General features: G+C 56.6%; 21 protein-coding genes. 11 read left to right on the plus strand and 10 right to left on the minus strand.

Features of this window, described 5'->3' with window-relative positions:
- Positions 1-92: 92 nt before the first annotated feature.
- Positions 93-470, minus strand: a complete 378-nt coding sequence (locus tag PUZ33_RS16095; protein WP_020685076.1) for a YbgS-like family protein — start codon at positions 468-470, stop codon at positions 93-95.
- A gap of 304 nt (positions 471-774) precedes the next feature.
- On the opposite strand from PUZ33_RS16095, the gene aroG reads away from it, so the two are divergent.
- The gene (gene aroG, locus PUZ33_RS16100) at positions 775-1827 is read left to right on the plus strand and encodes a 3-deoxy-7-phosphoheptulonate synthase AroG (RefSeq protein ID WP_013097523.1); all 1053 of its coding nucleotides are present in this window, start codon (positions 775-777) and stop codon (positions 1825-1827) included.
- A 61-nt stretch (positions 1828-1888) separates the two neighbouring features.
- Here aroG and gpmA read toward each other — a convergent pair whose 3' ends face one another.
- From gpmA to modE, 7 genes are all read right to left on the minus strand, one after another.
- Positions 1889-2641, minus strand: coding sequence for a 2,3-diphosphoglycerate-dependent phosphoglycerate mutase (gene gpmA, locus PUZ33_RS16105; protein WP_008501111.1), 753 nt, complete (start codon positions 2639-2641; stop codon positions 1889-1891).
- Positions 2642-2861: 220 nt separating this feature from the next.
- The gene (galM, locus tag PUZ33_RS16110; protein ID WP_013097522.1) at positions 2862-3905 is read right to left on the minus strand and encodes a galactose-1-epimerase; all 1044 of its coding nucleotides are present in this window, start codon (positions 3903-3905) and stop codon (positions 2862-2864) included.
- Positions 3899-5047, minus strand: coding sequence for a galactokinase (galK, locus tag PUZ33_RS16115; protein ID WP_013097521.1), 1149 nt, complete (start codon positions 5045-5047; stop codon positions 3899-3901). Before galK ends, galM begins: the two co-directional genes overlap by 7 nt.
- A 3-nt stretch (positions 5048-5050) precedes the next feature.
- On the minus strand, positions 5051-6097 hold the full coding sequence (gene galT / locus PUZ33_RS16120; RefSeq protein ID WP_013097520.1) for a galactose-1-phosphate uridylyltransferase: 1047 nt from the start codon (positions 6095-6097) through the stop codon (positions 5051-5053).
- Positions 6098-6106: 9 nt separating this feature from the next.
- Positions 6107-7123, minus strand: coding sequence for a UDP-glucose 4-epimerase GalE (gene galE, locus PUZ33_RS16125; RefSeq protein ID WP_023622345.1), 1017 nt, complete (start codon positions 7121-7123; stop codon positions 6107-6109).
- 201 nt (positions 7124-7324) lie between these two features.
- Entirely contained in the window at positions 7325-8797 is a 1473-nt protein-coding gene (gene modF, locus PUZ33_RS16130) for a molybdate ABC transporter ATP-binding protein ModF (RefSeq protein WP_023622344.1), read from the minus strand.
- A 67-nt stretch (positions 8798-8864) separates the two neighbouring features.
- Complete coding sequence (gene modE, locus PUZ33_RS16135; protein WP_013097517.1) at positions 8865-9653, minus strand: molybdenum-dependent transcriptional regulator; 789 nt, start codon at positions 9651-9653, stop codon at positions 8865-8867.
- A 129-nt stretch (positions 9654-9782) separates the two neighbouring features.
- On the opposite strand from modE, the gene PUZ33_RS16140 reads away from it, so the two are divergent.
- The 4 genes from PUZ33_RS16140 to modC all read left to right on the plus strand — a co-directional run bounded on the left by PUZ33_RS16140 (position 9783) and on the right by modC (position 12634).
- Positions 9783-9932 (plus strand): AcrZ family multidrug efflux pump-associated protein, encoded by a 150-nt coding sequence (locus PUZ33_RS16140; protein ID WP_013097516.1) that lies wholly within the window; start codon positions 9783-9785, stop codon positions 9930-9932.
- Between the two features lie 178 nt (positions 9933-10110).
- Complete coding sequence (gene modA / locus PUZ33_RS16145; protein WP_038418921.1) at positions 10111-10887, plus strand: molybdate ABC transporter substrate-binding protein; 777 nt, start codon at positions 10111-10113, stop codon at positions 10885-10887.
- Positions 10884-11573 carry a molybdate ABC transporter permease subunit gene (gene modB / locus PUZ33_RS16150; RefSeq protein ID WP_013097514.1) on the plus strand — a complete coding sequence of 230 codons (690 nt, stop codon included), beginning with the start codon at positions 10884-10886 and terminating at the stop codon, positions 11571-11573. The genes modA and modB overlap by 4 nt, the downstream gene beginning before the upstream one ends.
- Positions 11574-11575: 2 nt before the next feature.
- Complete coding sequence (gene modC / locus PUZ33_RS16155) at positions 11576-12634, plus strand: molybdenum ABC transporter ATP-binding protein ModC (RefSeq protein ID WP_058680576.1); 1059 nt, start codon at positions 11576-11578, stop codon at positions 12632-12634.
- Here modC and PUZ33_RS16160 read toward each other — a convergent pair whose 3' ends face one another.
- Entirely contained in the window at positions 12635-13453 is an 819-nt protein-coding gene (locus PUZ33_RS16160) for a pyridoxal phosphatase (protein WP_062676787.1), read from the minus strand. It lies immediately after the preceding gene.
- A 140-nt stretch (positions 13454-13593) separates the two neighbouring features.
- On the opposite strand from PUZ33_RS16160, the gene pgl reads away from it, so the two are divergent.
- Positions 13594-14589 (plus strand): 6-phosphogluconolactonase, encoded by a 996-nt coding sequence (gene pgl, locus PUZ33_RS16165; RefSeq protein WP_013097511.1) that lies wholly within the window; start codon positions 13594-13596, stop codon positions 14587-14589.
- A 106-nt stretch (positions 14590-14695) separates the two neighbouring features.
- Here pgl and PUZ33_RS16170 read toward each other — a convergent pair whose 3' ends face one another.
- Positions 14696-15979 (minus strand): putative acyl-CoA thioester hydrolase, encoded by a 1284-nt coding sequence (locus tag PUZ33_RS16170; protein ID WP_038986074.1) that lies wholly within the window; start codon positions 15977-15979, stop codon positions 14696-14698.
- A 224-nt stretch (positions 15980-16203) separates the two neighbouring features.
- Here PUZ33_RS16170 and hutI point away from each other — a divergent pair, with 224 nt between their 5' ends.
- From hutI to hutH, 5 genes are all read left to right on the plus strand, one after another.
- Entirely contained in the window at positions 16204-17424 is a 1221-nt protein-coding gene (hutI, locus tag PUZ33_RS16175) for an imidazolonepropionase (protein ID WP_252107827.1), read from the plus strand.
- Positions 17421-18356 carry a formimidoylglutamase gene (hutG, locus tag PUZ33_RS16180; RefSeq protein ID WP_029882492.1) on the plus strand — a complete coding sequence of 312 codons (936 nt, stop codon included), beginning with the start codon at positions 17421-17423 and terminating at the stop codon, positions 18354-18356. The genes hutI and hutG overlap by 4 nt, the downstream gene beginning before the upstream one ends.
- 19 nt (positions 18357-18375) lie before the next feature.
- Positions 18376-19110 (plus strand): histidine utilization repressor, encoded by a 735-nt coding sequence (locus tag PUZ33_RS16185; protein ID WP_013097507.1) that lies wholly within the window; start codon positions 18376-18378, stop codon positions 19108-19110.
- A 127-nt stretch (positions 19111-19237) separates the two neighbouring features.
- Entirely contained in the window at positions 19238-20926 is a 1689-nt protein-coding gene (gene hutU / locus PUZ33_RS16190; RefSeq protein WP_013097506.1) for a urocanate hydratase, read from the plus strand.
- The gene (gene hutH / locus PUZ33_RS16195; RefSeq protein WP_058680579.1) at positions 20923-22443 is read left to right on the plus strand and encodes a histidine ammonia-lyase; all 1521 of its coding nucleotides are present in this window, start codon (positions 20923-20925) and stop codon (positions 22441-22443) included. The genes hutU and hutH overlap by 4 nt, the downstream gene beginning before the upstream one ends.
- Positions 22444-22588 lie beyond the last annotated feature (145 nt).

Consider the following 22588-nt stretch of genomic DNA (forward strand, 5'->3'; position numbering starts at 1 on the left):
TTCGTTATTGTTATTAGTGTAGCGTTTTTAATAAGTTACTCAAAAAGAAAGGAGAGCCTGAGCTCTCCTTTCGCAGTTAAATCCCTAACCGGCTACTGGGTTGTACCATCCGTTTTGGTATTGGCATCATCGCCCACTTTGTCATTCGCGTCCGGGCAACGGCCGTCTTTACACATCGTGTTTTTGTGAACCTCATCCTTGCTCATATTGTCATGATTCATGGTGCCGGAGTCGGTACCATCAGGGTGCAGCATCGTGCCGCCGGTGTTCGTGTTCCCGTTATTAATTTGGCTGTTATCGACATTGTTCGGGGCGACATTCTGTTTGGCATCAGGGGCCACCTGGCCTGCTGACGCAGCCGCGTTAGCATCGCCGTTACCCGATGAGCTCGTTTCAGCCGCAAGAACGCTGCCGCTTGCCAGGGTGAGGGTTGCCGTCAGGAAGAGAGTTGCCAGTTTCGTCATTTTCATCATGGTGCTCCTGTTCTTGTCGTTACGCTGGATAACATTCTCCAACAGTGCATCTTTTTCAGAGGCGAAAGATCCCGCCAGACGGACTTACGTCAGTAGGGAATCGCGTTTAATAAAGCAAAAATGGTTGTTACAGTTAAAAAGCTTAGGTTAGATCTCGTTTTTCGCTATTTTGTGGCGATTTTTAGGCGAATTCCAGGAATTATCTGCGTGAAGTGTAAAACCGTGTTTACACTTCCTGGTCGACAAGATAGATTGAAAGGATTGCTTTCATTACTAAAGATATGGCAGAGCTGGAAAGAAGATGAATTATCAGAACGACGATTTACGCATTAAAGAGATCAATGAGTTATTACCTCCTGTAGCACTCCTTGAGAAATTCCCCGCCACTGAAAATGCCGCAAACACGGTTTCTCATGCTCGTAAAGCGATCCACAAGATCCTGAAAGGTAATGACGATCGTCTTCTGGTGGTGATTGGCCCGTGCTCAATCCACGATCCTGCCGCGGCAAAAGAGTATGCCGCGAGACTGCTTAAGCTGCGCGAAGAGCTTAAAGATGAGCTGGAAATTGTGATGCGCGTGTACTTTGAAAAGCCGCGCACCACCGTTGGCTGGAAAGGGCTGATTAACGATCCGCATATGGACAACAGCTTCCAGATTAACGACGGCCTGCGTATTGCGCGCAAGCTTTTGCTGGAGATTAACGACAGTGGCCTGCCAGCCGCCGGTGAGTTCCTGGATATGATTACGCCACAATATCTGGCAGACCTGATGAGCTGGGGCGCCATTGGAGCGCGTACCACTGAATCTCAGGTTCACCGTGAACTGGCGTCCGGCCTCTCTTGCCCGGTGGGTTTTAAAAACGGTACCGATGGCACCATCAAAGTCGCTATTGATGCCATCAATGCGGCAGGGGCACCACACTGCTTCCTGTCCGTGACCAAATGGGGTCACTCTGCCATTGTTAACACCAGCGGTAACGGTGACTGCCATATCATTCTGCGCGGCGGTAAAGAGCCTAACTACAGCGCAAAACATGTCGCGGAAGTGAAGGTCGGGCTGGAAAAAGCGGGGCTGCCGCCTCAGGTGATGATCGACTTCAGCCACGCCAACTCCAGCAAGCAGTTTAAAAAGCAGATGGAAGTCGGCGCAGATGTTTGTCAGCAGATTGCTGGCGGCGAGAAAGCGGTGATAGGGGTGATGATTGAAAGCCATCTGGTTGAGGGTAACCAGAACCTCGAAGGCAGCGAGCCGCTGGTCTATGGCAAGAGCGTGACGGATGCCTGCATTGGCTGGGAAGATACCGACGCCATCCTGCGTCAGCTGGCGAATGCGGTAAAAGCCCGTCGCGGTTGATTCTTCCGGCACAAATAAAAAAGCGCGGAAGGCTCCGCGCTTTTTTTATGTCCGGCGAAAATTACTTCGCTTTACCCTGGTTCGCAACAGCCGCGGCTTTCGCTGCGATCTCATCCGCGTTACCCAGATAGTAGTGTTTGATTGGCTTGAAGTTTTCGTCGAACTCATACACCAGCGGTACGCCAGTCGGGATGTTCAGTTCAAGGATCTCGTCTTCACCCATGTTGTCCAGGTATTTCACCAGCGCGCGCAGGGAGTTACCGTGAGCGGCGATGATCACGCGCTCACCGCTTTTCAGGCGTGGCAGAATGGTTTCGTTCCAGTAAGGAACAACGCGGTCAATGGTCAGCGCCAGGCTCTCGGTGGTTGGCAGCTCAGCGTCGGTCAGTTTCGCGTAACGCGGGTCGTGGCCCGGATAGCGCTCGTCATCTTTGGTCAGCTCTGGTGGGGTTACCGCGAAGCCGCGACGCCACTGTTTAACCTGCTCGTCACCGTACTTCTCAGCGGTTTCGGCTTTGTTCAGACCCTGCAGCGCACCGTAGTGACGCTCGTTCAGTTTCCAGGATTTCTCAACCGGCAGCCAGGCCTGATCCAGCTCGTCCAGCACGTTCCACAGGGTGTGGATGGCACGTTTCAGCACAGAGGTGTAAGCAAAATCAAAGCTGAAGCCTTCTTCTTTCAGCAGTTTACCTGCTGCTTTTGCTTCGCTTACGCCTTTCTCTGACAGATCAACGTCGTACCAACCGGTGAAGCGGTTTTCGTTGTTCCACTGGCTTTCGCCGTGGCGCACCAGAACCAGCTTAGTAATAGCCATCTCTTACTCCTCAAGCATTTTTAGAGTGATAACAATTCTCATTATATTGCCGTGGCCGTGCCAGCAGCAACGCTTAACCCTAACCATAGCGAAAATAGTCTCTGAGTGTAAGGTGCTTGTGAATCCAGGGTTATGATTTTGTCTGCGATTGGCGCTATTTTCAGCAAGGCGTGCAGAAAAAAGCCCTCCAGGGGAGGGCTGACGATGTTGCGGCCGGAGGTTAAGCGTGCGGAGTAAAATGATACTCGGTGACGCTGACGTACTCTTCACCCGGGCGCAGCACACAGTCCGGCTGTGGCCATTCGGGATGGTTCGGGCTGTCCGGCAGGAACTCGCTTTCCAGCGCCAGACCTTGCCAGTCGCTGTACTCGCCGTGCTCTCGTGCGGTTGTCCCGCCAAGATAGTTACCGGAGTAGAATTGCAGGGCAGGGGCGCTGGTGTAGACCGTCATCTGCAGTTTTTCATCCGCAGACCAGACCTGTGCAGCAGGCTGTTTCACATCGCCTTGTGCCTGCAGCAGGAACGCGTGGTCGTAACCTTTCACCTTGCGCTGATCGTCATCGCTCAGGAAATCCTGGGCGATGGATTTTGCGTTGCGGAAGTCAAAGCTGGTACCTTCCACGGGCTTCAGCCCCTGATACGGAATGCCCATCTCGTCCACCGGCAAATAGGCATCCGCAAGGATCTGCAGCTTATGGTTACGCACATCGCACTGGTTACCGTCCAGATTGAAGTAGGCGTGGTTGGTCAGGTTGACCGGACACGGCTTATCGACCGTCGCACGGTATTCAATGGCGATACGGTTGTCGTCGGTCAGCGTAAAGCGTGCAAACGCGGTAAGGTTACCCGGGAATCCCTGGTCGCCATCCAGCGAGTCAAGTGAAAACAGCACTTCCCGGTCGTTTTGCTGGACAATTTTCCAGCGGCGTTTGTCAAATCCTTCCGGTCCACCATGCAGCTGGTTCTCACCCTGGCTTGGCAGCAACGTGTAGCGAACACCGTCGAGCTCAAAACGGCTTTTCGCAATGCGGTTCGCATAGCGCCCGACGGACGCACCAAGATAGGCGGCCTGGTTGATATACTGCTCAGGCGACGCGCAGCCGAGAAGGGTTTCGCGCACGCTGCCGTCTGGCATTGGTACGCGGGCGGAAAGTAGGGTGGCACCCCAGTCCATGAGCGTAACAACCATCCCCGCGCTGTTGCGCAGGGTTAACAGGCGATACGGCAGACCATCCGGTGCGAGGGTTGGCGTTTCGTTTAGCACTGTCCGGCTCCTTGTGATGCTTTACAAACATAGAACGTTTCTTTAATGCCCGTTTTGGCTTCGTACTGTTTCTCCACCGCCGACTGGACGGCCGGGACGAGATCTTCCGGCACCAGAGCGACGATGCAGCCACCAAAACCACCGCCCGTCATGCGTACACCGCCTTTATCGCCGATGACCGCTTTGACAATCTCCACCAGGGTATCGATTTGCGGAACGGTGATTTCGAAGTCATCGCGCATGGAGGCGTGGGACTCTGCCATCAGTTCCCCCATACGTTTCAGATCTCCTTTGGCCAGCGCGGAAGCGGCTTCAACGGTTCGGGCGTTTTCGGTCAGCACATGACGAACGCGTTTTGCTACTACCGGATCCAGCTCGTGCGCCACTTTGTTGAATTCATCAAGCGTCACGTCGCGCAGGGCCGGCTGCTGGAAGAAGCGTGCGCCGGTTTCGCACTGCTCGCGGCGGGTGTTGTACTCGCTGCCCACCAGCGTACGTTTAAAGTTGCTGTTGATAATCACGACCGCGGCACCCTTTGGCAGGGGAACGGCTTTGGTTCCAAGCGTTCGGCAGTCAATCAGTAACGCATGCTCTTTTTTGCCCAGCGCGGAGATAAGCTGGTCCATGATGCCGCAGTTGCAGCCCACAAACTGATTCTCCGCTTCCTGGCCGTTCAGTGCAATTTGCGCCCCGTCCAGCGGCAGATGGTACAGCTGCTGGAAGACGGTTCCCACCGCCACTTCCAGGGATGCCGACGAGCTTAAACCGGCCCCTTGTGGCACGTTGCCGCTGATGACGAGATCCGCACCGCCAAAATTCTTGTTACGCTTTTGCAGATGTTTCACCACGCCGCGCACATAGTTGGACCACTGCTGGCTGTCGTGGATAACAATCGGGGCATCGAGGGAAAACTCGTCCATCTCATTACCGTAATCCGCCGCAATCACGCGCACTTTGTGGTCATCGCGCTTTGCGCAGGCGATCACCGTCTGGTAATCAATGGCACAGGGCAGAACAAAACCGTCGTTGTAGTCGGTGTGTTCACCAATCAGGTTTACGCGGCCAGGTGCCTGGATAACGTGGGTGGCAGGGTAGCCAAATTTTTCAGCAAACAGGGATTGTGTTTTATCTTTCAGACTCATTTATTAGACTCCTGATTCGCGATAATGGACATCGCTAACGGCACGCAGGCGTTCTGCGGCCTGTTCTGCCGTCAGGTCACGCTGGGTTTCCGCCAGCATTTCATAGCCCACCATAAATTTACGCACCGTCGCAGAACGCAGCAGCGGCGGATAGAAATGGGCATGCAACTGCCAGTGTTGATTCTCTTCGCCGTTAAACGGTGCGCCGTGCCAGCCCATTGAGTACGGGAAGGAGCACTGGAACAGATTGTCGTAACGGCTGGTCAGCTTTTTCAGCGCCAGCGCAAGATCGTCACGCTGTGCGTCGCTGAGATCCGTAATGCGCTGAACATGTGCTTTAGGCAGCAGCAGCGTTTCAAAGGGCCACGCCGCCCAGTACGGCACAACGGCCAGCCAGTGTTCCGTTTCGACCACAGTACGGCTACCGTCGGCCAGTTCACGCCGGGTGTAGTCCACCAGCATCGGGGAGCCGTTTTCCGCGTAATAGGCTTTTTGCAGGCGATCTTCTCGTTCGGCTTCGTTGGGCAGGAAACTGTTCGCCCAGATCTGCCCGTGTGGATGCGGGTTAGAGCAGCCCATCGCGGCGCCTTTATTTTCGAATACCTGCACCCACGGATAAGTCTGGCCCAGCTCCGCAGTTTGTGCCTGCCAGGTGCTCACCACCTCTTTCAGCGCATCAACGCTAAGCTCCGGCAGCGTTTTGCTGTGATCGGGCGAGAAGCAGATCACGCGGCTGGTTCCCCGGGCGCTTTCACAACGCATCAGCGGATCATCGCTCTGCGGCGCGTCCGGCGTGTCGGTCATGAGCGCGGCAAAATCGTTGGTGAAAACGAAGGTGCCTTTGTAGTCCGGGTTTTTATCTCCCGTTACGCGGGTGTTGCCCGGACACAGGAAGCAGTCCGGGTCGTGCTGTGGCAGCGTCTGTTTTGCAGGCGTCTCTTGCGCCCCCTGCCAGGGGCGCTTGGCGCGATGCGGAGACACCAAAATCCATTGCCCGCTAAGCGGGTTAAAACGACGATGCGGATGATCGACGGGATTGAATGAAGTCATGACGGATCCTTAGTCCGGATAACCTTGTGGGTGGCGAGACTGCCAGTGCCAGGTATCCTGTGCCATTTCATCCAGCGTGCGGGTAACACGCCAGTTAAGCTCTTTATCGGCTTTGGTTGCATCAGCCCAGTATGCCGGGAGGTCTCCTTCGCGGCGGGGGGCGAAGTGATAGTTGACCGGCTTACCGCAGGCTTTGCTGAAGGCGTTAACCACATCCAGCACGCTGCTGCCAATACCGGCGCCGAGGTTGTAAATATGCACGCCCGGTTTGTCGGCCAACTGCTGCATTGCTGCCACGTGGCCGTCGGCCAGATCCATAACGTGGATGTAATCACGCACGCCGGTGCCATCTTCAGTTGGATAGTCATTGCCGAACACCGCCAGCGACTCGCGGCGGCCCACCGCCACCTGGGCGATATACGGCATCAGGTTATTCGGAATGCCCTGCGGATCTTCACCCATATCGCCTGACGGATGGGCGCCGACCGGGTTGAAGTAGCGCAGCAGGGCGATGCTCCACTCCGGCTGTGCTTTTTGCAGGTCGGTCAGGATCTGTTCCACCATCAGTTTGCTTTTGCCATACGGGCTTTGTGGCGTACCGGTGGGGAAGCTTTCAACGTAAGGAATTTTGGGCTGATCGCCGTAGACGGTGGCGGATGAGCTAAAGATGAAGTTTTTGACGTTCGCCGCGCGCATGGCGGAGATAAGACGCAGGGTACCGTTGACGTTGTTGTCGTAATACTCAAGCGGCTTCGCGACCGACTCACCGACCGCTTTCAGGCCAGCGAAGTGGATCACCGTTTCAATGGCGTGGTCGTGGAGGATCTCGGTCATCAACGCTTCATTGCGGATGTCACCTTCGACGAAAGTCGGCTGTTTTCCGCCAAGACGTTCAATCACAGGCAGCACGCTGCGCTTACTATTGCACAGGTTGTCGAGGATGATGACATCATGACCGTTTTGCAGCAGTTGCACACAGGTATGACTTCCTATGTAACCGCTACCACCTGTTACCAGAACTCGCATATTTCGCTCCATTAGGCTTATGGTATGTAATAACCATAGCATAACAGAGACGTGAAAAGTGTGACATGGGATAAATTAGTGGAATCGTTTACACTGTTTTTCAAACCCGCTTTTTTTTGATCCACTCGCATTGTAGATCAAAGAGATAAAGAAGTATCACTGCAGGTTATCTGAAAAGCGGAGGGCGGCGCCCTCCGGAAGTTAATCGATTTTGCTCAGCAGGTAGCGATAGTGCTCACCGTCCGGGATAAACTCCAGACGGTGCGTGATGCAGGCCGGTGCGTCTTCAGCATGATGTGAGACAAACAGTAACTGGGTCTCACCTTCGCCAATCAGCACATCCACAAAGCGACGGATCAGCTGGCGGTTCAGCGGATCCAGCCCCTGAAGCGGCTCATCGAGGATCAGCAGGGTCGGGTGTTTCACCAGCGCCCGGACGATCAATGCCAGACGCTGCTGCCCCCAGGACAGACTGTGAAACGGCGCATCAGCGACCCGGTTGTCCATCCCCAGAATATCCAGCCACTGCTGGGCCAGCTTGTGCTGTTTGTCCGATACCGCCTGATAAATACCGATGGAATCAAAGTACCCGGAGAGGATCACATTGCGTACGGTGGTGCTGACCCGGTAATCCAGATGCAGGCTGCTGCTGACATAGCCGATATGCTTTTTGATATCCCAGATGGTTTCACCGCTTCCGCGACGGCGGCCAAACAGGGTCAGATCGTTGCTGTAGCCCTGCGGGTGATCGCCGGTGATCAGACTCAGCAGCGTCGATTTCCCCGCGCCGTTGGGACCGACAATCTGCCAGTGTTCGCCCGGATTAACCGTCCAGCTGAGATGATTCAGGATCGGACGATCGTCATAAGAGACCACCCCGTCACGCAGCACAATCCGCGGCTGATTAGGATCTAAAGCGAGACGTACCGAAGGGGCGTCGGGTTCGGGCAGGGTAATGCCGTCGAGCTTTTCGCTGTGCGCCAGTTGGGCAATCAACGCCTGCTTCAGCAGTACCGATTTTTCGCCGGTTTCGGTAAGGCTGCAGTCCGCCAGCACCCCGGCGTTCTGCACAAAATCCGGGATTTCATCAAAACGGTTAAGCACCAGCACAAGGGTGTAGCCCTGCTGGTTAAGCGAGGCCAGCAGGTCTGCCAGCTGGGCGCGGGACTGCACGTCCAGACCGTCGAACGGCTCATCCAGGATTAACAGCTCAGGTTCGCTCATCAGCGCCTGGCAGAGCAGCGTTTTACGCGTCTCGCCGGTAGAAAGGTATTTGAAGCGGCGGTTGAGAAGGGCGGTGATGCCAAACTGCTCCGCCAGCTGCTGACAACGGGCAGGATTGTTGACTTCATCCTGAATAATTTCTGCCGTTGTGCGGCCCGTGTCTTCTTCGCCCGGGCTGAGGAGGTCCGTGTTGTTACGCTGCCATTCATCGCTCACCAGCTTCTGCAGCTGTTCAAACGACAGGCGCGTCGTACGCGTAAAATGGCTCTGGCGTTCGCCTTTAAGCAGGGTGAGCTCTCCGGCCAGCGCCCGGGCCAGCGCGGACTTGCCGCTTCCGTTGGTGCCCACAAATGCCCAGCTTTCACCCGCATGGAGTGTTAAATCTGGCAGCGTCAGCGTTCGGGTATCGCCAAGACGAAACGTACCTTGCGAAATATGCAATGATGACATGATTTATCCCATTTTTTGCAGCATCAGATGTCAGGGATACTCACTGTCGACACGCTTGTCAATCCGCTCAGCACAATGTGGCGATAATTACCCGGTCTGCGTTGAAATATGCGGTGACTACAGCACCTTCTTCTAATTCGTGCGCCTCGCTCAGGGCAACCGTCGCGCACAGCACCTGGCCGTCCGGCAGGGTCATCAGGACCTCACACTGCGCTTCACCACGTTCAATGCGCTGGATGGTGCCCTGCAGCTGGTTGTCTGCCGCTTTGGCGCGTTCGGCATCGCGCGTCACTGCGACCCACGGCGCTTTCAGCAACACCAGCACCTCCTTGCCTTCATCCAGCCCCAGACGCTCTCCGCTTTGGGCGGTAATCGCGGCTTTCAGGCGGGTGGTGCCGTCGGCAAGCAGGATCTCGATATGTTGCTGGACCTGCCCGTTATCGCGCGCGGTGACCGTGCCAAACCACTGGTTGCGGGCGCTGGTCTGGAGTGAGAAGCGAGAAATGGCGGCTAACAGGCTGTCCAGCGGGAGGTTATCATCGTCACTTAGCACATCGAACGCTTTCTGCTGGATCTGGGCCAGCAGGTCATAAAGCTGAATCAGACGCTGGCCGTAGCGGGTCAGCACGGCGCCACCGCCCCCTTTGCCGCCCGTGGCTCGCTCAACCAGCATCTGCTCGCTCAGGGTATTCATGTCGTTGATCGCATCCCAGGCGCTTTTATAACTAATGCCCGCGTTTTTTGCCCCCTGGCTTATTGAACCCGTTTGTTCTATTTGTTTAAGCAAGGCGATACGTCGCGGATCGGCGAAAAGCTTCTGCTGAAGTCGTAGGGTAAGGAGAATTTCAGCCTGCATAACGGAGTGTCCTGACAAAAGGGCTATTGTGAACCAAATGGCACAGGGCGCAAAGGGGACCGCACAAAAGGGGATGTTTTTCTTACTTTTCAGGGTAGAATAAGCCGTCCACAATATCTGGAGAAAACCATGTTAGAGTTGTTGAAAAGTCTGGTATTCGCCGTGATCATGGTACCAGTAGTGATGGCCATCATCCTCGGTGCCATCTACGGCCTGGGTGAAGTGTTCAACGTCTTTTCGAACATTGGTCACAGAGACCGCGCTAAAAAGCAGCACTGATTCCCCACAAAACGCCCGGCTTGCCCGGGCGTTTTGCTCTCAAGTATTTTTCGTCATCGCCGATATGATTTAAAGCATCCGGTAATTGTACCTCTTGATCGGTACGATTTAACGCTGGGATATCTCCGGCGTTGTCGTTATATTATTGCGTATATAACGAAACTCACAGGAGCTACAGATGGCACGTACAGGGTTACGCTTTTTCGCAGGGGCAACGCTGGCACTTTCGCTGACCGGACACGCGCTGGCCGACGAAGGTAAAATTACGGTTTTTGCGGCGGCGTCGCTGACGAATGCGATGCAGGATATTGCTGCTGCGTATAAAAAAGAGAAGAACGTCGACGTCGTCTCCTCTTTCGCGTCTTCTTCTACACTGGCGCGCCAGATAGAAGCGGGGGCACCGGCCGATCTGTTCATCTCTGCCGATCAGAAATGGATGGATTACGCCGTAGATAAGAAAGCCGTGGATACGACAACCCGCGAAACGCTGCTGGGGAATAGCCTTGTCGTGGTCGCGCCAAAAGCCAGTCCGCAGGGTGACATCACCATCAACAAAGAGACTCACTGGACGCGTCTTCTGAACGGTGGCCGGCTGGCAGTGGGCGATCCGGACCATGTACCGGCTGGGATTTACGCGAAAGAGGCCCTGCAGAAACTGGGCGCGTGGCAGACACTGTCATCAGATCTGGCGCCGGCAGAAGACGTACGCGGTGCGCTGGCGCTGGTGGAGCGCAATGAGGCTCCGCTGGGCATTGTCTACGGCTCGGATGCCGTTGCCAGCAAGGGGGTCAAAGTGGTTGGCACGTTCCCGGAAGACGCCCACAAGAAAGTGGAATATCCTGTTGCGATTGTTGATGGACATAAAAATGCGACCGTGACGGCCTTCCAGGCGTACCTGAAGGGGCCGGAAGCGTCCGCAATCTTTAAACGTTATGGATTTACGACTCACGAATGATATTGACCGATCCTGAATGGCAGGCTGTACTGCTGAGCCTGAAAGTCTCTTCCCTGGCGGTTGCGCTAAGTTTGCCCTTTGGGATCTTCTTTGCCTGGTTGCTGGTGCGCTGTAAGTTTCCCGGTAAAGCCCTGCTTGACAGCGTTCTCCATCTTCCGCTGGTGTTGCCGCCCGTCGTGGTGGGATATCTGCTGCTGGTGTCCATGGGCCGACGCGGGTTTATCGGCCAATGGCTGTACGACTGGTTCGGGCTGACCTTTGCCTTTAGCTGGCGCGGTGCGGTGCTGGCCGCGGCGGTGATGTCATTTCCGCTGATGGTGAGGGCTATCCGCCTGGCGCTGGAAGGGGTGGATATCAAACTGGAACAGGCTGCCCGCACGCTGGGTGCCGGGCGCTGGCGCGTCTTTTTCACCATTACGCTACCGCTCACGCTGCCGGGCATTATTGTCGGTACGGTACTGGCCTTTGCCCGTTCGCTGGGTGAATTCGGTGCCACCATTACCTTTGTTTCGAACATCCCCGGTGAAACGCGGACGATCCCTTCGGCCATGTATACGCTGATACAGACGCCGGGTGGCGAAGGTGCTGCGGCGCGTCTGTGCGTTATCTCAATTGTGCTGGCGCTGATATCGCTGCTGGTCTCTGAATGGCTGGCGCGACTCAGCCGCGAGCGGATGGGGAAATAGTTATGCTGGAACTCCATTTCACCCAGACGCTGGGAAACCACACCCTTACACTGGACGAGACGCTGCCTGCCACCGGCATCACCGCCATCTTTGGGGTCTCCGGCGCCGGGAAAACCTCGCTCATTAATGCGATCGGTGGCCTGACACGTCCTCAGGCAGGGCGCATTGTGCTGAATAATCGCGTCCTGAATGACGTTGAAAACAAGATTTACCTGACGCCGGATAAACGGCGTATTGGCTATGTGTTTCAGGATGCGCGGTTATTCCCGCACTACAGCGTGCGCGGGAATCTGCGTTATGGCATGGCCAAAAGCATGGCCGCGCAGTTTGACAAGCTGGTGACGCTGCTGGGCATTGAGCCACTGCTTGACCGGTTGCCTTCCTCGCTCTCCGGCGGTGAGAAACAGCGGGTGGCGATAGGGCGCGCGTTGCTCACCGCCCCCGAACTCCTGCTGCTTGATGAGCCGCTGGCCTCGCTGGATATTCCTCGTAAACGTGAACTCCTGCCGTATCTCCAGCGCCTGGCGCGTGAAATCAAGATCCCGATGCTGTACGTCAGCCACTCCCTGGATGAAATTCTGCATCTGGCGGATAACGTACTGGTGCTGGAAAACGGCAGCGTAAAGGCGTTTGGCAATCTTGAAGAGGTCTGGGGCAGTAGCGTCATGCACCCGTGGCTGCCCCGGGAGCAGCAGAGCAGTATCCTGAAGGTGAGCGTGCTGGAGCACCACCCGCATTACGCGATGACCGCCCTGGCGTTGGGCGACCAGCACCTGTGGGTGAATAAAATCGACAAGCCCCTGCAGTCGGCGCTGCGTATTCGTATTCAGGCGTCGGATGTCTCTCTGGTTTTACAGCCTCCGCTGCAGACCAGTATCCGTAATATCCTGCGCGCGAAGGTCGCCGAGTGTTTTGATGATAACGGTCAGGTAGAGGTGCAGCTTGAGGTGGGGAGCAGGACGCTCTGGGCACGGATCAGTCCGTGGGCCAGGGATGAGTTAGGGATCAAACCTGGCCTGTGGCTTTACGCGCAAATCAAGAGCGTCTCCATTACCACCTGATTACAGCAGGTGGGTATAAATATACTGCGCGATGCTGTCGGTGGTGTTATCGCCAATCACCACGTTAGCGCGCGCTTTCACCGCGTCATCGGCATTGCCCATTGCCACGCCCGTTCCGGCGGCTTCCAGCATGCTGATGTCGTTGTAGTTATCGCCAAAGGCGATTACATCCTGCATTGACCACCCCTGAGACTCCACGAACTGTGTCAGGCGTTTACCTTTGCTGTTGCCTTTACGGGCAATATCAACCTGGTCATGCCAGGACCATTCGCACTCCAGACCCAGCGCCTGTTCAACGTGTTTCGCGAAGGTATTCAGTTTGCTGGTATCTTCATTGGTCAACGCGAATTTCCAGATAGCCTCAACATCCTGAGCCGCCTGGCGCAGGGAAGAGACCTGGGTAAAGACCGGACGCTGCGCTTCTGGCAGAGACAGAGCCCAGTTGGTGGTGCGGATAACGTGGCCGGTCGGGCGCTCATAAACCATCGCATTATCGACATACATCAGGCCGTGGATCGCATGTTCATCCAGCAGATCTATTAACTGCAATGCCTGGGGAACCGGCAGTGGGTCGGATTCTAAAACCTTTTTTGCTTGATAATCATACAAATAAGTGCCATTACAACAAATTGCAGGTGTATCTAACGCCAGTGCCTGATAAAAAGGGTGAATGGCAACGTGATGTCGACCCGTTACGATAAGGAGTTGATATCCCACTTCCTGTGCGCGTTTAAGCGCTTGAAGGGAGGAGGGGAGAAGGGTTTTTTGCGGCGTCAGTAAGGTACCGTCTAAATCCAGAGCAATCACACGCGAGGTCATTTGTTTTTCCGGGTTAATATTGAATTTACGATCTGATGGGATGGTACACCGAGAGGCGAACGCGTCAAAATTCCCGTCGACAATTCAGCATTCACCGTCAAAAGTTAACTACTTTCATGCGCAGTGAGGAGTGAATATTCATGAAACAAACCGTTTATACCGCCAGTCCTGAAAGCCAGCAGATCCACGTCTGGCGTTTAAATGCCGAGGGGACCCTCACGCTGGTGCAGGTTGTTGATGTTCCAGGTCAGGTACAACCAATGGCGATCAGCCCGGATAAACGTTTCTTGTACGTGGGTGTGCGCCCGGAGTTTCGCGTGCTGGCCTACCGCATCTCTCCGGATGACGGCGCGCTGACTTACACTGCGGAAGCGCCATTGCCGGGTAGCCCAACCCACATCTCAACCGATCGCCAGGGCAACTTTGTTTTCAGCGGCTCCTATAACGCGGGCTGTGTCAGCGTGACGCGTCTGGAAGAGGGCATTCCAGTCGAAACCGTGGATGTGGTGGAAGGGCTGGAAGGCTGCCACTCGGCGAATATCTCCCCGGACAACCGCACGCTGTGGGTACCGGCGCTGAAGCAGGATCGTATCTGCCTGTTTACCCTGAGCGACGATGGTCACCTGGTGGCGCAGAATCCGGCTGAAGTGACCACCGTAGAGGGGGCAGGCCCGCGTCATATGGTCTTCCATCCAAACCAGCAGTACGCCTACGTGGTCAACGAGCTGAACAGTTCAGTGGACGTCTGGGAACTGAAAGATCCTAACGGGCAGATTGAGTGCGTGCAGACGCTGGATATGATGCCGTCTGACTTCTCGGATACCCGCTGGGCGGCAGATATTCACATTACGCCGGATGGTCGCCATCTCTACGCCTGTGACCGTACTTCCAGCCTGATCACCATCTTTAGCGTCTCGGAAGACGGCAGCGTGCTGGCAGTAGAAGGCTTCCAGCCGACGGAAACGCAGCCGCGTGGCTTTAATATCGATCACAGCGGTAAATACCTGATTGCAGCGGGGCAGAAGTCTCACCACATCGCGCTGTACGAAATCAAAGGCGAGCAGGGCCTGCTGGAAGAGAAAGGGCGCTATGCGGTAGGCCAGGGGCCAATGTGGGTAGTGGTTAACGCTCACTAAGCGGCTTAAAACAAAAAACCTCGCGAACGCGAGGTTTTTTTATGCCCGATGGTACTGCATTAACGGACAGGCCGGGTAAGGCGAAGCCGCCACCCGGCAAAACAGATTACTGCTTCGGCTCAGCAACCACTTTGCTACCCAGACCGCGGTTGTTGTATTCCCACATGCGGTTGAAGTTAGCGTCGTTCAGGTTGCGCTGCACGTTTCCTTTATCGTCCACGGAACCGGTATTGCCGGAGAATGGACGTTTGGAGATGGCGGCGTCAGCCCATGGTTTTGCCACGTTGAAACCTTCGTTGATAACGCTGTCGCGGATCACAACCTGACCGTTGGTTGCAGAGTCCACGTCCAGGGAGCGACCCAGCTGCGCCACGCCGTCACCGGAGGCGTTGAAGCGGCTGTTGACGGCGAGGAAACCGTAGAACAGGTTAGACTGTGTCGCTGGCGCAAAGACATAACCTTCCTGCTGGGTACGTGAGTTCACGACGCGGAAATCGGTGTTATCAAATACCACCGCGCCACGACCGGAGACCATATCCACATCACCTTCGATGTAGCTGTTGGTCACCAGCGTACGGGTCAGACGGTTATTCTGCAGGGTGTTCTGTACGCCGCTGTTGGTCACGAAGAAGGTGTTCTGACGACCCAGAATGTTCACGTTGTTGATCTGCACTTTGTCGCCATCGCTACGCAGCGCCACGGCCTGGTGGTTACCCGCATCAACGCTGTCGCCCAGGGTGTTCTGAATGGTCAGGTTCTGCAGCTGCAGACCGTTGTTCTGAGACCAGACGACCGCAGAACACATCACGCCAATGGTAGCGGCACGCTTGCTCTGGCAGTTATCAAACATATACCAGGCCGGTTTGCCCGGCATGTATTTACCCGCCGGGTTGACCAGGTGACGCCAGGTGGTGCTGTCAATTTCGGAATCAATCGCCAGACCAATTTTAACGTCGATGGCTTTTTCGCCCAGACCGTAAAGGGTGATGCTGCCCGGTGCTGCCGGAATGTAAACGGTACCTTCATATTCACCTGGCATGATCGCGATGTACTGGCGAGATGCGCTGTGTTTGGTGATGGCAGCGTCAACCGCAGCCTGAATAGAGGTATGCGTCACGCCCTGCGCCCCTGCCGGACCCACAACAAAGTTTGGCTGCTTCGGCAGGTTAATAGAAGACGGCGTCCACGGCGCAGCGTTTGGATCCATCGCGGAGAAGTAGTGCGCGCGATCGAAGTTTTTCGCTTCATCAGCGGACAAAATCGGACGGGACGCGGTGCCTGGCGCGACCTGCTCAGAAGGTCGCTGATCCGGTGGCGTTGAACTGCATGCGGATAATGTCACGCCAAAGGCGAGTGCCAACGCCAGACGGGAAATCCTGGAAATGTTCAAGGTGAAGCTCCTGGGTATGCAAGTCTTAAACGAGATAGACGAAATAGCCTGCTTTTTTATACTAAGTTGAGCGAAACGGGAAGATAAAAAGGGGAAAAGTTGCATTTTTCGCCCGCAGGGGGCGGGAAAGTCGTCACAAATAAATAACATTTTCATAAAGGCGGTTGACAGCAGCCAGCAGATGAAAATAAATGTCTATACAACCCATGACAAGTGAAAGGCTTATGCTGCGACTTCATCCTGACGATGTGATATGGCGAAATGCGCGACTGGCGACAATGGTTCCTGGTGAAGAATCGTATGGCCTGCAAGCGCATCATGCCCTTGTGGTGCGCGGTCAAACCCTTCTGGCCGTTATTCCTGAAGCAGACCTCCCTTCCGGGCATGATAAATGCGTCGATCTCGGTGGACGCCTGGTCACGCCGGGTCTTATCGACTGCCATACCCACCTGGTGTTTGGTGGCAATCGCGCGGCGGAGTGGGAGCAGCGTCTCAACGGTGTCTCCTATCAGACCATCAGCGCACAGGGGGGCGGAATTAACGCCACCGTCTCGGCAACCCGCGACAGTTCGCCGGAAAATTTGCTTACACTGGCGCAGCAGCGGCTGGAGCGGTTAATGAATGAAGGGGTGACCACCCTGGAAATCAAATCCGGCTACGGTCTTAACGCCGCGGCCGAAGAAAAAATGCTGCAGGTCGCACGCCAGCTCAGCCTGAGTAATCCGGTTGAGATCAGCCCAACCCTGCTGGCCGCGCATGCGGTTCCGGCGGAATACCGCCACGATCCAGACGCGTACCTCACACTGGTGTGCGAGCAGATCATGCCCGAACTGTGGCAAAAAGGGCTGTTCAAAGCCGTGGATGTTTTTTGTGAAAACGTCGGCTTCACGCCAGCACAAACCGAGCGGCTTTTCCTGGCCGCCCGCGCACGGGGTATTCCGGTGAAAGGGCACGTGGAGCAACTTTCTAACCTGGGCGGTGCGGCGCTGGTCAGCCGATTTAAAGGGTTATCTGCCGATCATATCGAATACCTGGATGAGGACGGTGTTCAGGCCATGGCGCAAAGCGGCACGGTCGCGGTACTGCTGCCTGGCGCGTTCTATTTTCTTCAGGAGCGTCAGCGTCCACCGGTTGAACAGCTCCGGGCGCAGGGCGTACCGATGGCGGTCGCCACGGATTACAACCCCGGCACCAGCCCGTTCGCGAGCATTCATCTGGCCATGAACATGGCCTGCGTACAGTTTGGCCTGACGCCTGAAGAGGCCTGGGCTGGCGTCACGCGGCACGCCGCGCAGGCGCTGGGGCGTGGCACAACGCACGGGCAGTTAAAGGCCGGTTTCATGGCTGATTTTATCGTCTGGGATGCAGACCATCCGGTAGAAATGGTTTACGAGCCGGGACGCAATCCGCTGTATCAACGCATTTTCCGGGGGGAGGCAGTATGAGTTGGCAGCCCGTTGCTAAGACCGTCTGGCAGGGGCGCGACGACAGCGCCGAGGCCAGCAACGCAAAACGTATTTTTCAGACCATACGCCAGCCGTCGCAATTTACCCCGGTTTCATCCGCGATTGCGCTGATAGGCTTTGCCTGTGATGAAGGAGTAAGGCGTAATCAGGGCAGGCAGGGTGCGGCGCAGGCTCCCGACGTGCTGCGTAAGGCGCTGGCGAACATGGCAACGCATTCCGGCCACGAACGGCTGGTGGACATGGGGTCGGTTTACGTTGAGGATGACCAACTGGAAGAGGGCCAACAGGCACTGAGCGATGCCGTGGTCACCTGTCAGCAGGCTGGCATGCGTACGCTGGTGTTGGGCGGCGGACACGAGACCGCCTGGGCCCACGGCCGTGGTATTCTTGAGGCGTTCCCGAATGAGCGCGTGGCGGTCATCAACCTGGATGCGCATCTTGATTTGCGCAAGGCCGAACGGGCCACCTCCGGCACCCCGTTTCGTCAGCTGGCGAACTACTGTGCTGACCACGCGCGGGAATTTCAGTACGCCTGTTTTGGCGTCAGCCGCGCGGCGAACACCCAGGCGCTGTTTGACGAGGCTGAACGGCTTAACGCCACGCTGGTGGACGATCTGCATTTCCACCTGGATGCGCTATCAGCCCTGGAACAGGTGCTGGCGCAGGCCGATCGTGTTTACCTCACCATTGATCTGGACGTTCTGCCCGCAGCCGAGATGCCCGCCGTGTCAGCCCCCGCGGCGTTAGGCGTGCCTGCGCGGGATCTCCTGCCCGCGATCGAGCGCATTTGCCGTAGCGGAAAACTGCAGGCCGCCGATCTGGTAGAATTTAACCCTCACTACGATCGGGACGGACAGGGGGCGAAGCTTGCCGCCCGTCTGGCCTGGCAAATTGCTCACTGGTGGGCATAACAACATTTAAGGAGTCACGATGTTCTCACGCTCACCTCAGCCGCCGTCCGGCTCTCCCGCGCCTTTCTACGAAAAGGTGAAGCAGACGATCAGCGAAAAAATCGCCACCGGCGTCTGGCGGCCGCATGACCGCATTCCCTCTGAAGCCGATCTGGTGGCGCAGTTTGGTTTTAGCCGGATGACCATCAACCGGGCGTTACGCGAGCTAACCGACGAAGGCCTGCTGGTGCGTCTGCAGGGGGTCGGGACGTTTGTGGCGGAGCCAAAAGGACAATCGGCGCTGTTTGAAATCCGCAGCATTGCGGACGAGATAGCGTCGCGAAACCATCAGCACCACTGCGAAGTGCTGGTGCTTGAAGAGACGCAGGCCAGCGCCGAGCAGGCTGCGGTACTGAACGTCAAGGAGGGAACCCGGATCTTCCATTCCGTAATGGTGCATTTCGAAAATGACGTGCCGGTGCAGATTGAGGATCGCTGCGTAAACGCCGAACGGATACCGGACTATCTGGACCAGGATTACACTCAAACCACGCCGCATGCCTTTCTCTCGCTTGTCGCACCGCTGACGGAAGGGGAGCACATTGTGGAAGCGGTGCGCGCGACGCCGCAGGAGTGCGAGCTGCTGCGTATCAAAGAGCACGATCCCTGCCTGCTGATCCGCCGCCGCACCTGGTCATCCGCGCAGATTGTGTCGCATGCAAGACTGCTGTTCCCCGGTAGCCGCTATCGGTTGCAGGGCCACTTTATGTCATAAGTTTTAAAAGCGTGATAGCTAACGCAATATAACAAATTTGTATCTTTTTTGTTAAATCTGACCTTGTGTGTGCTTGTCTATACAAGTATATCTAAATGCATCATCTGTCCCGTATGAGGAGCACACAATGTCGTCAGGTAAATACCGTCAGCAGGATGTCCGCGCCGCGCGCGGCACCACCCTTACCGCCAAAAGCTGGCTCACCGAAGCACCACTGCGCATGTTGATGAACAACCTTGATCCTGAGGTTGCGGAAAACCCCCACGAACTGGTGGTGTACGGCGGCATTGGCCGCGCCGCGCGCAACTGGGAATGCTATGACGCCATTGTTAAGGCCCTGACCGAACTGGAACACGACGAAACCCTGCTGGTGCAATCCGGCAAGCCGGTCGGTGTGTTTAAAACCCACAAAAACGCGCCGCGCGTTTTGATTGCCAACTCTAACCTGGTCCCACACTGGGCGACCTGGGAACACTTTAACGAACTGGATGCCAAAGGGCTGGCGATGTATGGCCAGATGACCGCGGGTAGCTGGATCTACATTGGCAGCCAGGGGATTGTGCAGGGCACCTATGAAACCTTCGTCGAAGCCGGTCGTCAGCACTACAACGGCTCGCTGAAAGGCCGCTGGGTACTGACCGCGGGTCTGGGTGGCATGGGCGGTGCACAGCCGCTGGCCGCGACGCTGGCTGGCGCCTGCTCGCTGAACATTGAGTGCCAGCAGAGCCGCATCGATTTCCGTCTGCGTACCCGCTATGTTGACGAACAGGCCGACAGCCTCGATGACGCGCTGGCGCGTATCAAAAAATACACCGCGGAAGGCAAAGCGGTATCGATAGCGTTGTGCGGCAACGCGGCAGAGATCCTGCCGGAACTCGTGGCCCGTGGCGTTCGCCCTGACCTCGTTACCGACCAGACCAGCGCCCACGATCCGTTGCACGGCTATCTGCCAAAAGGCTGGACGTGGGAAGCCTACCAGCAAAAAGCAGAAACCGATCCTGAAGGCACGGTACTGGCCGCTAAGCGTTCGATGGCAGAACATGTCTCCGCCATGCTGGCATTCAGCGAGATGGGCATTCCGACCTTCGATTACGGCAACAACATCCGCCAGATGGCAAAAGAGATGGGCGTCAGCAACGCCTTTGATTTCCCGGGATTTGTCCCTGCCTATATTCGTCCGCTGTTCTGTCGCGGTATCGGTCCGTTCCGCTGGGTGGCCCTGTCCGGCGACCCGGAAGATATCTACAAAACCGATGCCAAAGTGAAGGAAATTGTCGCGGACGATGAACACCTGCACCACTGGCTGGATATGGCCCGCGAGCGCATTAACTTCCAGGGCTTGCCGGCGCGTATCTGCTGGGTCGGGCTGGCGTGGCGGCAAAAGCTGGGTCTGGCTTTTAACGAAATGGTGCGCAGCGGCGAAGTGTCAGCCCCGATTGTGATTGGTCGCGACCATCTGGATTCTGGCTCCGTCGCCAGCCCGAACCGCGAAACCGAAGCCATGCGCGACGGCTCAGATGCGGTCTCCGACTGGCCGCTGCTGAATGCCTTACTCAACACCGCCAGCGGCGCGACCTGGGTATCGCTGCACCACGGTGGCGGCGTGGGGATGGGCTTCTCCCAGCATTCCGGGATGGTTATCGTCTGTGACGGAACGGATGAAGCCGCCGCGCGTATCGCACGCGTGCTGCACAACGACCCGGCAACCGGCGTGATGCGTCACGCAGATGCGGGATACGAGATTGCTATTGAATGTGCCACAGAGCAGGGACTTAACCTGCCGATGATCCCTGCCACACAAGGAAAGCATGAATGAACGCGTTAACACTCACTCCCGGCTCGCTCACGCTCAAACAGCTGCGTCACGTCTGGCGTCAGCCGGTCACGCTCTCGCTGGATGAAAGCGCCCATGCCGCCATTAACGACAGCGTGGCCTGCGTTGAAGCCATTATTGCCGAGGGGCGTACCGCCTACGGTATCAACACCGGTTTCGGTCTGCTGGCGCAGACGCGCATTGCCACGCACGATCTGGAAAATCTCCAGCGTTCGCTGGTGCTTTCCCATGCCGCAGGCGTTGGCCAGCCGCTGGACGACGAGATTGTCCGTCTGATGATGGTGCTCAAAATTAACAGTCTGGCGCGCGGCTTTTCCGGCATTCGTCTGAGCGTGATCCAGGCCCTGATGGCGCTGGTGAACGCGGAAGTCTATCCGTGGATCCCCGCCAAAGGCTCTGTTGGCGCCTCCGGCGATCTCGCCCCGCTGGCGCATATGTCGCTGCTGTTGTTGGGGGAAGGTCAGGCGCGCTGGCAGGGAGAGTGGCTCCCGGCAAAAGAGGCGCTGAAAAAGGCCGGATTAGCGCCAATCACCCTTGCGGCAAAAGAGGGGCTGGCGCTGCTTAACGGCACGCAGGCCTCCACGGCCTTTGCGCTGCGCGGTCTGTTTGAAGCCGAAGATCTGTTCGCCTCGGCCGTGGTGTGCGGTGCGCTGACCACGGAGGCGGTGCTGGGCTCGCGTCGTCCGTTTGACGCGCGTATTCATGATGTACGAGGCCAGCGCGGACAAATTGACGCTGCCGCAATGTATCGCCATCTGCTGACGGAGACCAGTGAGATTGCTGATTCGCACCATAACTGTGACAAGGTACAGGATCCGTACTCGCTGCGCTGTCAGCCGCAGGTGATGGGCGCGTGTCTGACGCAGCTGCGCCAGGCCGCAGAAGTGCTGCTGGTGGAAGCCAACGCGGTGTCCGATAACCCGCTGGTGTTCGCCCAGGAAAACGAGGTGGTCTCCGGTGGTAACTTCCACGCCGAGCCCGTGGCGATGGCGGCGGATAACATCGCGCTGGCGATTGCCGAAGTGGGCGCCTTGTCCGAGCGGCGCATTGCGCTGATGATGGATAAGCATATGTCCCAGCTGCCACCGTTCCTGGTGCGCAACGGCGGGGTGAATTCAGGCTTTATGATTGCCCAGGTGACGGCCGCAGCGCTGGCGAGCGAAAACAAAGCGCTGTCGCATCCGCACAGCGTGGACAGCCTGCCAACCTCTGCCAACCAGGAAGACCACGTCTCAATGGCTCCGGCAGCCGGACGTCGTCTGTGGGAGATGGCCGCCAATACCCGTGGCGTGCTGGCAGTGGAATGGCTGGCGGCGTGTCAGGGGATCGATCTGCGTGAAGGGCTGAAGTCCAGCCCGCTGCTGGAACAGGCACGCCATGTGCTGCGTGAGCACGTATCGCATTACGATGATGACCGCTTCTTTGCGCCGGATATTGATAAGGCGATGCAGCTTCTGGAAGAGGGGCGTCTGGTGGGGTTGCTGCCGCCGGTGTTGTGATTTTTTCCCCCTCACCCTAACCCTCTCCCACAGGGCTGAGGGTTCCCCAGAAAAATGAAAAGCACGATGAAGTGTGATCTACTGGTTGCGCTAACAAATCAGAAGAGACCTCATCGTGCCTTTACAGACAGTCTGCCAGAAATTT

This window comes from Enterobacter cloacae complex sp. 2022EL-00981 (assembly GCF_028737495.1).
In the GTDB taxonomy this organism is placed as follows: domain Bacteria; phylum Pseudomonadota; class Gammaproteobacteria; order Enterobacterales; family Enterobacteriaceae; genus Enterobacter; species Enterobacter cloacae.